This is a genomic window from Devosia soli, from assembly GCF_000970455.1.
In the GTDB taxonomy this organism is placed as follows: Bacteria; Pseudomonadota; Alphaproteobacteria; order Rhizobiales; family Devosiaceae; genus Devosia; species Devosia soli.
In genome coordinates this window covers 207,740-221,669 of record NZ_LAJG01000023.1, presented here as the reverse complement: position 1 = coordinate 221,669, position 13,930 = coordinate 207,740, and the positions used below count along the sequence as shown (strand labels likewise).

Annotated in this window: 13 protein-coding genes; 9 read left to right on the top strand and 4 right to left on the bottom strand. The window is 61.4% G+C overall.

All coding sequences use genetic code 11. The features are described 5' to 3' along the window. The first annotated feature begins 100 nt into the window (after positions 1–100). The 3 genes from plsY (at position 101) to topA (ending at position 4,582) form a co-directional block, all read left to right on the top strand. Positions 101–709, top strand: a complete 609-nt coding sequence (gene plsY / locus VW35_RS13315; RefSeq protein ID WP_046143535.1) for a glycerol-3-phosphate 1-O-acyltransferase PlsY — start codon at positions 101–103, stop codon at positions 707–709. Positions 710–723: 14 nt separating this feature from the next. Further along, positions 724–1,839, top strand: coding sequence for a DNA-processing protein DprA (gene dprA, locus VW35_RS13310; protein ID WP_244465902.1), 1,116 nt, complete (start codon positions 724–726; stop codon positions 1,837–1,839). 82 nt (positions 1,840–1,921) lie between these two features. Then, a complete protein-coding gene (gene topA, locus VW35_RS13305; protein WP_046143534.1) occupies positions 1,922–4,582 on the top strand; it encodes a type I DNA topoisomerase in 2,661 nt (886 codons plus the stop codon). A gap of 122 nt (positions 4,583–4,704) precedes the next feature. Here the strand turns inward: topA and VW35_RS13300 are convergent, their stop codons facing one another. Continuing rightward, positions 4,705–5,751, bottom strand: a complete 1,047-nt coding sequence (locus tag VW35_RS13300; protein WP_046143533.1) for a dipeptidase — start codon at positions 5,749–5,751, stop codon at positions 4,705–4,707. A gap of 289 nt (positions 5,752–6,040) precedes the next feature. Between VW35_RS13300 and rnr the strand changes: the two genes are divergently transcribed. Together rnr and VW35_RS13285 are read left to right on the top strand one after the other, a co-directional pair. Next, complete coding sequence (gene rnr, locus VW35_RS13290) at positions 6,041–8,317, top strand: ribonuclease R (RefSeq protein ID WP_046143531.1); 2,277 nt, start codon at positions 6,041–6,043, stop codon at positions 8,315–8,317. A gap of 4 nt (positions 8,318–8,321) precedes the next feature. Next, complete coding sequence (locus tag VW35_RS13285) at positions 8,322–8,720, top strand: DUF983 domain-containing protein (protein WP_046143530.1); 399 nt, start codon at positions 8,322–8,324, stop codon at positions 8,718–8,720. Positions 8,721–8,794: 74 nt separating this feature from the next. On the opposite strand, the gene VW35_RS20670 is transcribed toward VW35_RS13285, so the two are convergent. Then, a complete protein-coding gene (locus VW35_RS20670; protein WP_152662585.1) occupies positions 8,795–9,172 on the bottom strand; it encodes a hypothetical protein in 378 nt (125 codons plus the stop codon). 119 nt (positions 9,173–9,291) lie between these two features. Here VW35_RS20670 and rpmG point away from each other — a divergent pair, with 119 nt between their 5' ends. Then, positions 9,292–9,459 (top strand): 50S ribosomal protein L33, encoded by a 168-nt coding sequence (gene rpmG, locus VW35_RS13275; protein WP_046143529.1) that lies wholly within the window; start codon positions 9,292–9,294, stop codon positions 9,457–9,459. 399 nt (positions 9,460–9,858) lie between these two features. Here rpmG and VW35_RS13270 read toward each other — a convergent pair whose 3' ends face one another. Together VW35_RS13270 and VW35_RS13265 are read right to left on the bottom strand one after the other, a co-directional pair. Next, complete coding sequence (locus VW35_RS13270; RefSeq protein WP_046143528.1) at positions 9,859–11,229, bottom strand: PleD family two-component system response regulator; 1,371 nt, start codon at positions 11,227–11,229, stop codon at positions 9,859–9,861. An 85-nt stretch (positions 11,230–11,314) separates the two neighbouring features. Beyond that, positions 11,315–11,686, bottom strand: coding sequence for a response regulator (locus VW35_RS13265; protein ID WP_046143527.1), 372 nt, complete (start codon positions 11,684–11,686; stop codon positions 11,315–11,317). Positions 11,687–11,808: 122 nt separating this feature from the next. Here VW35_RS13265 and VW35_RS13260 point away from each other — a divergent pair, with 122 nt between their 5' ends. From VW35_RS13260 to VW35_RS13250, 3 genes are read left to right on the top strand one after another with little or no spacing between them, the layout of a single operon-like run. Then, entirely contained in the window at positions 11,809–12,087 is a 279-nt protein-coding gene (locus VW35_RS13260) for a DUF3572 family protein (RefSeq protein ID WP_161796909.1), read from the top strand. A gap of 9 nt (positions 12,088–12,096) precedes the next feature. After that, positions 12,097–13,425: a DNA polymerase IV gene (locus VW35_RS13255; protein WP_046143525.1), complete on the top strand. Its 1,329-nt coding sequence runs from the start codon at positions 12,097–12,099 to the stop codon at positions 13,423–13,425. Further along, entirely contained in the window at positions 13,422–13,880 is a 459-nt protein-coding gene (locus tag VW35_RS13250) for a RidA family protein (protein ID WP_046143524.1), read from the top strand. The genes VW35_RS13255 and VW35_RS13250 overlap by 4 nt, the downstream gene beginning before the upstream one ends. Positions 13,881–13,930 lie beyond the last annotated feature (50 nt).

The following is a 13,930-nucleotide window of genomic DNA, read 5'->3' as shown; positions in this document are numbered from 1 at the left end:
ACTGGGCGAGCGCCGGCCCCAAATTTCCTCCGCCGCATTCCGTCCGGCCCTTGCCCAGTGCCCGGCCCGGCGCTAATCCTTCGCTAACAGGGGAGAAACCATGCCGACAGATATCCTGCCATTCATCCTGGCGCTCGTTCTCGGATACATCTGTGGCTCCGTTCCCTTCGGCCTGATCCTCACGCGCGCTGCCGGCCTCGGCGATATCCGCAATATCGGATCGGGCAATATCGGGGCGACCAACGTCCTGCGCACCGGCAACAAGAAGGTTGCTGCTGCAACACTCGTGCTTGATGCCCTCAAGGCTGTCCTGCCCATTCTCGTCGCCCGCTATTTCTGGGGCGAAGAGCCGGCCATGCTGGCAGCCTTTGGAGCCTTTCTGGGCCATTGCTTCCCCGTCTGGCTCGGCTTCAAGGGCGGCAAGGGTGTCGCCGTGATGATCGGTTCGCTCTTGGCTTTGGCGTGGCCTGTCGGCCTTATCTTCTGCGCCGTGTGGCTGCTTATTGCCTTCACGCGGAAAATCTCCTCGCTGTCCGCGCTCACCGCGGCAGCTACGGCGCCGATCTTTGCCTATGTTCTGGGCACGGATCGCCTGGCGCTGACCGTCCTGCTGCTCGCGCTGCTGCTCTTCTTCCAGCACCGCGAGAATATTGCGCGGCTCCTCAAGGGCACCGAGCCGCGCATCGGCGGCGAAAAGACGGCGGCCTGATTTTGGGAACGGGCGTGACGCAACAGCTCACGCCGGCCCAACGCCTTGCCTGGCTGCGTCTTGCCCGCTCCGACAATGTCGGCCCCGCCACGTTCCGCCAGTTGCTCAATCGCTTCGGCTCTGCCGAAGCCGCCCTTGCAGCCCTGCCCGACCTGCTGCGCAATACGGGACGACCGGCCCGCATCACAAGCCTGAGCCAAGCTGAGGACGAAGTGGCGGCCCTCGAAAAGTGGGGCGCGCGCATCGTCGCTCTCGGCGAAGCCGATTATCCGGCGCATCTTTCCCATATTCATGGCGCCCCGCCGATCGTTACACTCGTCGGCGGAACCGCGCTCGATTGGCATCGCACCGTTGCCATCGTCGGCGCCCGCAATGCCTCCGCTGCCGGCGCCAAGATGACCCGTATTCTGGCTACCGATCTGGGCGAAGCCGGCTACACCGTCGTCTCGGGCCTTGCTCGAGGCATCGATACGGCCGCCCATCGCGCCAGTCTTTCGACAGGCACCGTCGCCGTGCTCGCCGGCGGGCTCGATAACATCTATCCCGACGAGAATATCCCCCTTGCCCAATCCATCCTCGATGCAGGCGGCGCACTCATCACCGAAATGCCGCTCGGCTGGGAGCCTCGCGCTCGCGACTTTCCTAGGCGTAACCGTCTCGTTTCCGGTCTATCTCTGGGCACCGTAGTAGTCGAAGCCGCAAAGCGTTCGGGGTCATTGATCACCGCCCGCCTGGCTCTCGAACAGAATCGCGATGTCTTCGCCGTCCCCGGTTCGCCGCTCGATCCGCGCGCCGAGGGTGGCAATCTCCTTATCCAGCAAGGCGCCAAGCTCATTACCTCGGCCGCCGACATCATCGAATCCATCGCCGTCGCCGATCCGGCGAGGGGTCTGCTTTTCGATCCTGCCTGGAGCCCGGACCTGAGCGATATCACCGCCGACAATCAGCCGGACGAAAACGATCGCCAGCGGCTCTTGAGCGCGCTGTCCACGACGCCGATGGAAATCGACGAGCTGATCGCCCAGACGCTGATCACCCCATCGATCATGCAGGGCCTGCTCCTAGAGCTCGATCTCGAAGGGCGCCTCGAATGGTCCGGTGGCCAGCTTGTGGCGCTTCGTCCAAGCTAGTCTTGCCGCGCCCCGTTGACACCGTCCCCTCGGTTCACCATGTTGCGCCACCTCAGTCAAAGCGTTGCGGAATGGGTTCTCCATGAAGGTCGTCGTCGTTGAAAGTCCGGCTAAGGCCAAGACAATCAACAAATATTTGGGCAAGGACTATGAGGTCCTGGCCAGCTTCGGCCATATCCGCGATTTGCCGGCCAAGGACGGTTCGGTTCGTCCCGATGAAGATTTCGCCATGTCCTGGGAGGTCGATACCGCCTCCAAGAAGCGCGTCGCCGATATCGCCAATGCGCTCAAGGGCGCCGATGGCCTGATCCTTGCGACGGACCCTGATCGCGAAGGCGAAGCCATTTCCTGGCACATTCTCGATGTGCTCCGGCAGAAAAAGGCGATCAAGAAAGATACGCCTGTCGAGCGCGTCGTCTTCAACGCCATCACCAAGGACGCGGTGACCACCGCCATGGCCAATCCGCGCCAGGTGGATATGCCGCTGGTCGATGCCTATCTCGCCCGCCGTGCCCTCGATTATCTCGTCGGTTTCACTCTTTCCCCGATCCTCTGGCGCAAGCTGCCCGGCTCCCGCTCCGCCGGTCGCGTGCAGTCCGTGGCCCTCCGCGTCGTGTCCGATCGCGAAGCCGAGATCGAAAAATTCAAGCCGGAAGAATATTGGTCCGTCGAGGCTTCGCTTGCCCAGAACGGCAAAGGCTTTGTCGCACGCCTTTTCTCGGTCGATGGCAAGAAGACCGACAAGCTCGATATCAAAACGGGCGAAGATGCCGGCGCGCTGAAGAAGCTCATCGAAGCCGGCCAGTTCAACGTCGCCAGCGTTGAAAAGAAGCCGACCAAGCGCAATCCCTACGCGCCCTTCACCACCTCGTCTCTGCAGCAGGACGCCTCCTCGCGCCTTGGCCTGTCGCCAAGCCGCACCATGCAGATCGCCCAGCGCCTCTACGAAGACGGCCTCATAACCTACATGCGTACAGACGCGGTGCAGATGGCGCCCGAAGGCATTGCCATGGCCCGTTCGGTGATCGGCAAGCACTACGGCGCCGAATATTTGCCCGAGAAGGCCCGTATTTATTCGTCCAAAGCCAAGAACGCCCAGGAAGCGCACGAAGCGATCCGCCCGACGGACATGTTCAAGCGCCCCGAAGACCTGCGCCTCGATGCCGATCAGCAAAAGCTCTATGGCCTGATCTGGCGCCGCACCGTCGCCTCGCAGATGGCCTCCGCCGAGATCGACCGCACGACTGCCGATATCGCCGTCAACATACCCGGACGCACCGTCACCCTTCGTGCCGTCGGCTCGGTCGTTACCTTCCCGGGCTTCCTTAAACTCTATGGCGTCGAAGCCAAGAGCGACGAGGAAACCGACGACGAAGACAGCCGCGAACTACCCCCGCTCAAGGTGGGCGATAAGCCGACCCTGCAAAAGGTCGACATCGAGCAGCATTTCACCCAGCCGCCGAGCCGCTACACCGAAGCGAGCCTGATCAAGAAGATGGAAGAGGTCGGCATTGGCCGCCCCTCGACCTATGCCGCCATCGTCACCACCCTCAAGGACCGCAACTATGTCCGCCTCGAGGGCAAGGCGCTCGTCCCCGAAGATCGCGGCCGCATTGTCACCGCCTTCCTCGAAAGCTTCTTCACGCGCTATGTCGAATATGGCTTCACCGCCGGCCTCGAAGAGCAGCTCGACGAAATTTCCGATGGCAAGCTCGATTACAAGCAAGTCCTTCGCGACTTCTGGAAGGACTTCAACGGCAATATCGACGAGATCAAGGATCTCCGCGTCTCCGAAGTTCTGGATGCACTCAATGATCTACTCGCGAGCCGCATCTTCCCGCCCAAGGAAGACGGCTCCGATCCGCGCCGCTGCCCCACCTGCGGCACTGGCACGCTCTCGCTGAAGCTCGGCAAGTTCGGCGCCTTTATTGGCTGCTCGAACTATCCCGAATGCAAGCACACCATGCAGTTGTCCGACGCCGCCTCCGGCCAGTCCTCGGAAGCAGCGCAGGGTGACGGTGTTCTCGGCACCGATCCGGAATCGGGGGAGGAAGTGCACCTCAAGTCCGGCCGCTTCGGTCCCTATGTCCAGCTCGGCGAAGGCAAGGAGCCCAAGCGCTCGTCCCTGCCCAAGGGCTGGGAACCGGCCGCGCTGACCCTCGAAAAAGCCTTGCAGCTCCTGTCGCTGCCGCGCGAAGTCGGGCTGCATCCCGAAACCGGCCTGCCTATTTCCGCCGGCCTCGGCCGCTATGGCCCCTTCATCCTGCATGATGGCAAGTATGCTAACCTGCCCGATGTGGAAGAAGTCTTCACCGTCGGTCTCAACCGCGCAGTCGACCTCCTCGCCCAAAAGGCCGCAGGCGGCTTCAAGCGCGGTGGCGGCGCCGCGGTGGCTGCGATCAAGACCTTCGAGCACGACAACGGTCCCATCACCGTCCGCGCCGGCCGCTACGGGCCTTACGTCAACCAGGGCAAGGTCAACGCGACGATTCCCAAGGACATCAAGCCCGAGGACGTAACGGTCGAGCAAGCCATTGAATGGATCGCCGCCCGCGCCGAAGCCACAGGCACCAAGGTGAAAAAGGCCCCGGCCAAGAAAGCTGCTGCCAAAAAGCCGGCAGCCAAGAAGGCCGCCGCTGCCGATGAAAAGTCAGCAGCAAAGAAAGCGCCGGCCAAAAAGCCTGCAGCTAAGAAAGCACCCGCCAAGAAAAGTACCGTCACCGACGAAGACGTGCCGTTCTGAAGGCGCCCCCACCCAACCTCCCCCTGATAGGGGGGAGGAGCCGCTCGGCGGCACTCGGAAATTTCGGCAGACTCGATATGCCTCTCTCCCTAGTAGGGGGAGACTAGGTGGGGGTAACGCCCCTACCCCATCGTCCGCCCGATCACGCCCAGCCAGTTCCCGAGCGCGATCTTCCTGACCAACCCCTCGCCATAGCCCTTGTCGAGCAGCGCCTGCAGCAGTTTCGGCACGCCCGTCACATCCTTGATCGGCGCCGGCATCATCGCCCCGTCGAAATCGCTGCCCAGCGCCACGCCATCTTCGCCAAGCGCCTCGACCAGCGCATCGATGTGACGAACCATCAGGTCGATTTCCATGTCCGGCTCCATCTTCCCATCCGGCCGCAAAAACCCGGTGGCATAGTTGAGCCCGGCAACGCCGCCGCTTTCCCGGATCGCCGCCAGCTGCCAGTCCGTCAGGTTGCGCGTCGAGGGACATAGCGCATGAACGTTGGAATGGGTCGCAACGAGCGGCTTGCCCGAGATCGCCGCCACGTCGCGAAAGCCCGCCGCATTGAGGTGGCTGAGATCGATCATGATGCCCATCCGATCGCAGACCCGTACCAGTTCCTTGCCTGCATCGCTCAGTCCCGGCCCGATATCGGGATCGGCATTGAACCGGAAAGGCACCCCGGTCCCAAAAGCATTCGCCCGGCTCCAGGTAATCCCGAGCGACCGGAAGCCGGCCGCGTAGAGTACTTCGAGCGCATTGAAATCGGTGTCAATCGCCTCGGCGCCCTCATGGTGATAGATCGCCGCGAGCTTTCCTTCGGCCATCGCCGCGCGAATATCCGCCTCTGTTCGGCACACTGCCAGCGCCCCAGCCTTTTCCAGCCGGAACATCAGCGCCGCCATCCCGTTGGTCGAGCGCTGCGCCTCGGCAATATCGAGCTCTGGTGGCAACTGCCCCGCCGACGTCGTCGGGCTCGCCGCCACGGCGCTGAGATTGCTCTTCAGCGGCGGTGGAAACATCGCAAAAAATCCGCCGACCATCCCCGCTTCCTTCGCCCGCGGCAAATCGATATTCGCCTCCGGCATCCCCTGCGCAAAGAGTTCGACCTTATTGGGCCGCGGATCCTCGAGCAGCTTCAGGAGCGTATCGTTGTGGCCGTCGAAAAATGGAATGGTCATGGAATCGCTTTCTGGTAACTCGGATATTCAACGGCTGTTAGGCGTGCGGGGCAAGCACCCCCTCCCAGCCTCCCGCTGTCAGCGGGAGGAACTTTCCGTTGCTCTCGCTTGTCGCAGCAAACTGGATACATCCCTCCCCCTGCCAGGGGAAGGTTAGGTGCGGGCGCCGCCCGGCCATTCGAACATCGCTCTCAAAGCCTCCCGGCTCAAATCGATCCATCGGAGCGATTATTCCCGTGGACCGCCCTGAATTGGCAAAACCCCGCCAATCCCCTACATATCCCTCAACATGAAAACCAAAAAACCCAAAAACACCTCGGGCCCGAAGCGCAGCGTACAGCCGCGCGCTGGTGAATTGCCCAGCCGCGAGCAGCTGCTCGAAGCCCTCGCGCAAGATGCCGACATCAAGGGCAAGCGAGATCTCGCGAAGGTCTTCGGCATTCGTGGCGACATGCGCCGGCCGTTCAAGGCCATGCTGGCCGAGCTCGAGGGCGAAGGCGTCATCACGCGCACCCGCAAGGCGCTGCGCCGCACGGCCGCCCTGCCCCACGTCACCGTCCTCGACATTCCCGCCGACGCCGATCCCGATGCGCTCCACGCCTTCCCGGCCCAGTGGAACCCGGAAGAAGGCGAAAAGCCGCGTGTCGAAGTGCTGGTTAACAGCGATTCCCGCGTGGTGCCCGCCCCCGGCGACCGCATCCTCGCGCGCATCGATGCGGGCGATGGGGAAATCCCCTTTTATACTGCCAAGCCGATGAAGGTGCTCGACAAGCCCCGTCGCGGCCAGATCGGCATCGTCCGTATGGACAATGAGGGCGCCCGCCTCATCCCGATCGATCGCAAGCAGAAGGAAATGCGCATTCCGCTTGGCGATCTCGGCGACAGCAAGGACGGCGACCTCGTCGAGGTGGAAGTAAAGCTCTCCGGCCGCCTGATGATTCCGCGCGCCAAGGTCACCAATGTCATCGGCAACCCCGCCTCCGAAGGCGCGGTCTCGATGATCGCCATCCACAATCTCGAAATCCCCTATGTCTTCCCGACGAGCGTCATCCGCGAGGCCGAAGAGGCCAAGGAAGCGACCCTGAAAGGTCGCGAAGACTGGCGCGATCTGCCGCTGATCACCATCGATCCCGCTGATGCCAAGGACCACGACGACGCCGTCCATGCCGCGTCGGACGATGATCCGAAAAATCCGGGCGGCCACGTGGTCACCGTGGCAATCGCCGACGTTGCAGCCTATGTCCGCCCCGGCACGGCGCTTGATCGCGAAGCCTATCTCCGCGGCAATTCGGTCTATTTTCCCGACCGCGTCGTGCCCATGCTGCCCGAGCGCATTTCCAATGAGCTATGCTCGCTCAAGGAAGGCGAACCCCGCGCCGCCCTCGCGGTGCGCATGGTGCTCAATGCCGATGGCCAGAAAATCAGCCACAGCTTCCATCGCATCCTGATGCGCTCGGGCGCCAAGCTCAGCTACCAGCAGGCTCAGGCGGCCATCGATGGCCATGCCGACGACAAGACCGGCCCGCTGCTCGAACCCATCCTGCGGCCCCTCTGGGCGGCTTACGATGCCATGGCCTCAGCCCGCGACAAGCGGGGTCCGCTCGATCTCGATCTGCCCGAGCGCAAGATCATCGTCGATGACAAGGGCATGGTCGCCGATATCCGCATTCCCGAGCGGCTCGAAGCCCACCGGCTTATCGAAGAGATGATGATTGCGGCCAACGTCGCCGCCGCGGAAACGCTGGAACAAAAGCGCCAGGTCCTGCTCTATCGCGTCCACGACGAACCCTCGTCCGAAAAGCTGCAGAGTCTGCGCGATTTCCTCGGCAGCCTCGATATCGCGGTCAAAAAGTCGGACAGCGTCCGCGCTTCAGATTTCAACGGCATCCTCAATCAGGCGCGCAAGACGGGCAATGTCGAGCAGGTCAGCGAAATGGTGCTGCGCAGCCAGGCGCAGGCTGAGTACTCCGCCGAAAATTATGGCCACTTCGGTCTTCACCTCGACCGCTATGCCCACTTCACATCCCCCATCCGCCGCTATGCCGACCTGATCGTCCACCGCGCCTTGGTGAAGGCCCTTGGCCTGGGCAATGATGGCCTCACCGAGCAGGAAGAAACAAAGCTCACCGGTATTGCCCAGCACATCTCGGCGACCGAACGCCGCGCCATGCTGGCCGAGCGCGAAACCTCCGATCGCCTCCTTGCGCAGTTCCTGTCACAAAAAATCGGCGCACGCTTCGAGGGCCGCGTTTCCGGCGTCACCCGCTCGGGCCTCTTCATCCGCCTTCTCGAAACTGGCGCCGATGGCTTTATCCCCGCCTCGACCCTCGGCCAGGACTATTATCGCTACGTCGAAGAACGGCAGGCGATGATCGGTGAGCGCGGCGGCGAGACCTTTACCCTCGGCGACCGCGTGACCGTGCGCCTTCTTGAAGCCGCACCCGTAGCCGGCGCGCTACGCTTCGAATTACTGTCCGAAGGCACCCGCGGCAATCCGCCATCTGGCCGCCGCCCGCAAAAGCGCCCAAATAAGAGCTTCGGCCCCAAGGGCCGGAGAAAGAGATAGTGCGATGACCGATAACGCAACCACTCTTGAAACCCGCAGCACCGGCCAGGCCATCTGGCGCGGCGCCCTCTGCAAGTGTCCGCACTGTGGCAAGGGCAAGATGTTCCGCGCCTATCTCAAGGTCGCCGATGAGTGCGATGTCTGCGGCGAAGAATTGAGCCATCACCGCGCCGACGACTTCCCGCCCTATATTGCCATCATGATCGTCGGCCATCTCCTTGTCGGCATCATGCTGCACATGGACATGGTCTGGCACGTTAATCCGATGACCTACCTCCTCTCCATGATTCCCCTGGCCATCATCCTCCCCCTCGCCATGCTCCCCTCCATCAAGGGCGCCATCGTCGGGCTGCAGTGGTCGGCGAGAATGTATGGGTTTGGCACGCCTAGCCGGGCAGACTGATTTGCTCGCGACTAGAAGCTAGAATGCTGCATGATCCCCGCGAAAGCGGGGATTTTTGCATGTGGTTTTCGTCGTTAGGCCGCGTCCTTTGGGCGGAACCGTAGCGCGGACCATTCCGCATCCAGTTCGGCAGCCTCGACCGACTTCAACCCCGCGTTCTCGAATGACGCCCATCCCGCCGCCTCCGTGAGCTCTGCCCCGCCCTTTCGATAGGCGACCCATAGGAGCCCATCCGGAGGCAGCTCGGCGAGGATACGCGGGGCCATGGTGCCCACCTCGCCCATAGAGGCAAAACACGCTAGTACGCCGTCGTAGTAAGAATCGCCCGACACCGGTTCGACCTCTGCTCCCGCGGTGATTTCCTGGGCGATATGGTCTGGGACGTTGATAAGCCAAAGTTTGGTCCCGGCCTTTATCTGCAGCCGGTGCAGCAATTCCGTCGGAGCGGTCATCCTACTGTTTCCATAACCCTCTATCTGCTTGACAATGTCGGCCAAATCCGTAGGTTGCGCCCAAATTCCGGCGCTGCCTTGGCTCGCGGCGCCTTTTCGTTTTGATAAGGACTACGAAAATGGCAAAAGCCGCCACCATCAAGATCAAGCTCGTGTCGACTGCCGATACTGGCTACTTCTACGTGACCAAGAAGAACGCCCGTACCCAGACCGAAAAGCTGGCTTTCAAGAAGTACGATCCGGTAGCTCGCAAGCACGTCGAATTCAAGGAAGCCAAGATCAAGTAATCTGGTCTGACCATTTTACGCGCTTGAAGGCCCTGCACATCGTGCGGGGCCTTTTGCTATCTGGCTTGACGAACTGGGCTAAACGGCAAACTCGATGTTAACGGAATGCTAACATCGGAACGCCTAACCATAACCTGTACGAAGAATGAGTGGCTGGTCCGGAGCGGTACGTCGAAGAGGCCACTCTCACCGCGTCCGGACCAACCGCCCTACGGAACTCAGGAGTTGCGGCGGACCTGAGAAAAGCCGTAGGGAGCTCTAGAACAGTTCGGGTATTCCCCGCTCGCTGTCTTGAGTTCAACCTACTCCGCAGCAGCAAAAACTCAAGGTTTACCGGCCGTTTCGGCGGCATAACCTTTTGTTAATTATAACAGATAACCCTAATAGGCGGCCTTTTAATCAAGCCGCATCGAGGATGACGCGATTGCGTCCCTCGCGCTTTGCGCGGTAAAGCGCCACATCCGCCCGCTTGATCAAGGTTTCCGGCGTATCCGCGCCGGTTTCATTGAACGAGACCCCCACCGACACCGTCACCGACAGAGGCCGCTGCGCCCCGATCTCGAACGGCTTGTTGGCAATCGCCTCCCGCACCCGCTCGGCGACCAGCTCGGCATTGCTGGTGTCGGTATCGGGCATCAGCACGACGAACTCTTCCCCGCCGAACCGGCAGGCGAGATCGACCCCGCGGATATTGCGCTTCACGCGCGCTGAAAACTCCTTGAGCACCACGTCGCCCACGTCATGGCCATAGGTGTCATTGACAGCCTTGAAGTGATCGATGTCGAGGATCATCACTGCCAGCTCGCGCTCCTGCTCCTGGGCCTTCCCTAGCAAGATGTTGAGGTGCCTATCGAAATAGCGGCGGTTGTAGAGGCCGGTGAGATCGTCGGTAACCGCTTGGGCGATGGAATTGTTGACGCTCTGGCGCAGCTCCATGGCGTAGCGATGCCGGCGGATCTGCGTGCGCACGCGCGCCATCAGTTCGTTGCGTTCGATGGGCCGCGAGATGAAATCGTTGACGCCCAGGTCCAGCGCCCGCACCACGCGCGGCTTGTCGCTTTCGTCCGCCATCAGGATGATCGGCAGGTTTCGGGTATGGTCCACCGTCCGGATTTGCGAGCAGACGCGCAGCGGATCAAAATCGTTCAGCGACATGCTGACCAGCGCCAGCTCGTACTTGGCGCCAGAAACCTGAAACACCGCATCGGCCGGCTCGAGCAGCACGTCGACCTTATGCTCATGCGCAAGATAGCCTTGCACGCGCTCGGCATGGCGTTTGTCGGTATCGATGATGAGAACCGAGCCGCCGCTCGTCGAAATCGAATCCATGGCCCGCAAGGCATCTTCGATGGCGATCTGCTGGCCGGTCAACGCGCGGGCGCGCAGTTCGTCGGTCAGCGACTTGAGCCGCGCCAAGCTTTTGACGCGCGCCATCAGCTGCATGTCGTCGACCGGCTTGGTGAGGAAATCGTCCGCCCCGGCCTCAAGGCCCTTTACGCGGTCCGAGGGCTGGTCAAGCGCGGTGATCATTAGCACGGGCACGTGGTGCGTTTTCGGGCTGGCCTTGAGGCGGCGGCAAACCTCGAAACCGTCCATCACGGGCATCATCACGTCGAGAAGGATGATGTCGACCTCGGTCTCCTGGCAGATTGCCAGCGCCTCGGGCCCGGAATTGGCGATCAGAACCTCGAAATATTCTGCAGTGAGCCGAGCTTCGAGCAGCCGCACATTGGTTGGAATGTCATCGACAATCAAAACGCGCGCGGTCACGTCAAATCCCCCAAGTCACAGAGCATCGCGCCGACAGCGTCCCGACTGTCGGCGTCAGGCCGAACGCGTGCTGGCGTCCGAGCCTTCAGGCAGGCCCAATGTAGCGGGCAATGGTTTCCAGAAAGTGAGACACGGAGATGGGCTTGCTGATGTAACCCTCACATCCACCTTGAAGAATCCGCTCCTCGTCACCCTTCATGGCAAAGGCCGTTACGGCGATGACAGGGATATGGGCCAGTTGATCGTCGTCCTTGAGCCACTTGGTGACGACAAGGCCCGAAACCTCGGGCAGTTGGATGTCCATCAGGATCAGGTCGGGCATATGGGCCCGGGCGAGATCAAGAGCTTCAAGACCGTTGCGGGTCTGGATGACCCTATAGCCACGCGATTCAAGCAGATCGTTGAAGAGCTTCATGTTCAGCTCGTTATCTTCGACGATCATCACTGTCTTGGACATTGGTCCTCACTTGCGAGCCTGCGGCGCGGCGCGTTGTTTCCAGCGCAGCACCACGGCCTTTCGCTTCCCCGCCGTATTGGGGTAACATTCAAAGCGTTACAAAACCTCAAATGAGGCTTCAATTGCCCGTTGCCAAGACCGCTCCGCCGACTCTTACCGAAGTAGCCGACGCCTGCCTTGGCTATCTTTCCGAGCATCCGGATGAGCTTCTCGCCTTCATGAACCAAGCTGGGCTCGACCCACAGGCACTGCGGGCCGCCGTTGGCACGAAGCGTCTGCAGACAGGGCTCGTCGATTACTTTGCCGCAAATGAATCGATTCTGCTCGCCCTGTGCGCCAATACCGGTATGAGCCCCGAGACGTTCATGCGCCTGTGGCACAAGCTCAATCCGAACGGATAAGTTCCTCCAATGGATTGGCTGTGTCGCGATTGTCTCAACTTCGGAAATGCCGCGACTGAACCGCGGCGGTGCCCGAAATGCGGCTCGCCGCGCATCCGCAGCCACAACGAACTGCTCGGCCTTTCGATCGCCCATGTCGATTGCGACGCATTTTTCGCTTCCGTCGAAAAGCGGGACGATCCTAGCCTGCGCGATCGTCCGTTGATCATCGGTGGTGGCACGCGCGGCGTCGTCTCGACCTGCTGCTACATTGCCCGGCAATCCGGCGTGCGCTCAGCCATGCCGATGTTCAAGGCAATGGATCTCTGCCCCGATGCGGTGATCATCAAGCCGAACATGGCAAAATATGTCGAGGTCAGCCGGGCCATTCGCACGCACATGGAAGCGCTAACGCCGCTTGTTGAACCCATATCCATCGATGAGGCATTCCTCGATCTCACCGGCACGGAAAAAGTCCATAAGGCCCCACCAGCGATCGCATTGGCCCGTTTTGCCCGCACTGTCGAACAGGAGATCGGCGTCACGATTTCGGTTGGGCTGAGCCACAACAAGTTTCTCGCCAAAGTCGCCTCTGATCTCGACAAACCCCGCGGCTTTGCAGTCATCGGCAAGGCGGAAACGCTGCAATTTCTGGCGCCAAAACCGATCAGCATGATCTTTGGTGTCGGCAAGGTGTTTGCGGAAACGCTGAGGAAAGACGGCTACCACACGATAGGCCAGCTGCAGGCCGAAGACCCCAACCGGCTGATGAAACTTTATGGCGAATCGGGTGCGCGCCTTGCTCGACTGTCCCAGGGTCAGGATAGCCGCCGCGTTTCGACCGACAGCGAGATGAAAACCGTCTCGTCGGAAACCACCTTCAACCGCGACCACACAACGCTCGAAGAACTTTCCACCGAGCTTTTGCATTGCAGCGAGCGGCTTTCCGAACGCCTCAAGGCCAAGGGCATCGTCGGCGACACGGTGACGCTGAAGCTCAAAACGGCCGGATTTAAGTTGCGCACCCGCGCCCGACACCTGATGATGCCGACGCAGCTTGCCAACGTGCTTTACGAAGCGGGGCTGAGCCTTCTGCAGCGCGAGGTGGACGGCACGCCGTTCCGATTGATCGGCATTGGCGTTTCTGGAATCGAAGCAGCAGATGGGTCCGATCCGATCGACCTGCTCGAACCGCAGGTCGCGCGCAAGGCGGCGGCCGAACGAGCGATGGACCGCGTTCGGTCGCGCTTTGGCCGCGCCGCCGTGGTACGCGGCAAGCTATATACCAATCGGCCCGATCCTCGGTCGGCGCCGGCATCTGAAGAAGAAGCAGAAGACCTGGAAGGCAAGACGCGATGACCGATCCGATCCAAAAGCTCCGCGAATACGGCTATGAACTGCCCGCGCCAAAAGCGCCGGTGGCCAGCTATGTCCCCGTTACCCGCAGCGGCAACCTCATCTACGTTTCGGGACAGATCTCGTCCGGCGAGAACGGAGTTGTTGAAGGTCGCCTCGGCGACACCATGAATGTTCAGCAAGGCGGGAACGCCGCTGAACTCGCAATTCTCAATGTCCTCTCGCACGTCGTGTTTTCGGCGGGCATTCCGCTTCATGAAGTAAAGAAGATTCTGAAGCTGACCGTTCTGGTGTGCTCGCACCCCAACTTCACCGAACAGCACCTCGTGGCCAATGGCGCCTCCAACCTGCTGGTCGGCATTCTCGGCGACAAGGGCAAGCATGCACGCGCCGCTTTCGGCGTCGCCTCCCTGCCCTTCGGCGCCGCGGTGGAAATCGACGCAGTCATCGAAGTCTAGACCTCAACTTCCAATCGTCATCACCGCCGGGCCTGTCACGGTGGTTCATG

Bases quoted from the DNA above. Each gene is read 5' to 3' on its own strand.
- VW35_RS13250 (WP_046143524.1), top strand. From the start codon at position 13,422: ATGACCGATCCGATCCAAAAGCTCCGCGAATACGGCTATGAACTGCCC.
- plsY (WP_046143535.1), top strand. From the start codon at position 101: ATGCCGACAGATATCCTGCCATTCATCCTGGCGCTCGTTCTCGGATAC.
- rpmG (WP_046143529.1), top strand. From the start codon at position 9,292: ATGGCAAAAGCCGCCACCATCAAGATCAAGCTCGTGTCGACTGCCGAT.
- topA (WP_046143534.1), top strand. From the start codon at position 1,922: ATGAAGGTCGTCGTCGTTGAAAGTCCGGCTAAGGCCAAGACAATCAAC.
- VW35_RS13255 (WP_046143525.1), top strand. From the start codon at position 12,097: ATGGATTGGCTGTGTCGCGATTGTCTCAACTTCGGAAATGCCGCGACT.
- VW35_RS13265 (WP_046143527.1), bottom strand. From the start codon at position 11,686: ATGTCCAAGACAGTGATGATCGTCGAAGATAACGAGCTGAACATGAAG.
- VW35_RS13285 (WP_046143530.1), top strand. From the start codon at position 8,322: ATGACCGATAACGCAACCACTCTTGAAACCCGCAGCACCGGCCAGGCC.
- VW35_RS13300 (WP_046143533.1), bottom strand. From the start codon at position 5,751: ATGACCATTCCATTTTTCGACGGCCACAACGATACGCTCCTGAAGCTG.
- VW35_RS20670 (WP_152662585.1), bottom strand. From the start codon at position 9,172: ATGACCGCTCCGACGGAATTGCTGCACCGGCTGCAGATAAAGGCCGGG.
- rnr (WP_046143531.1), top strand. From the start codon at position 6,041: ATGAAAACCAAAAAACCCAAAAACACCTCGGGCCCGAAGCGCAGCGTA.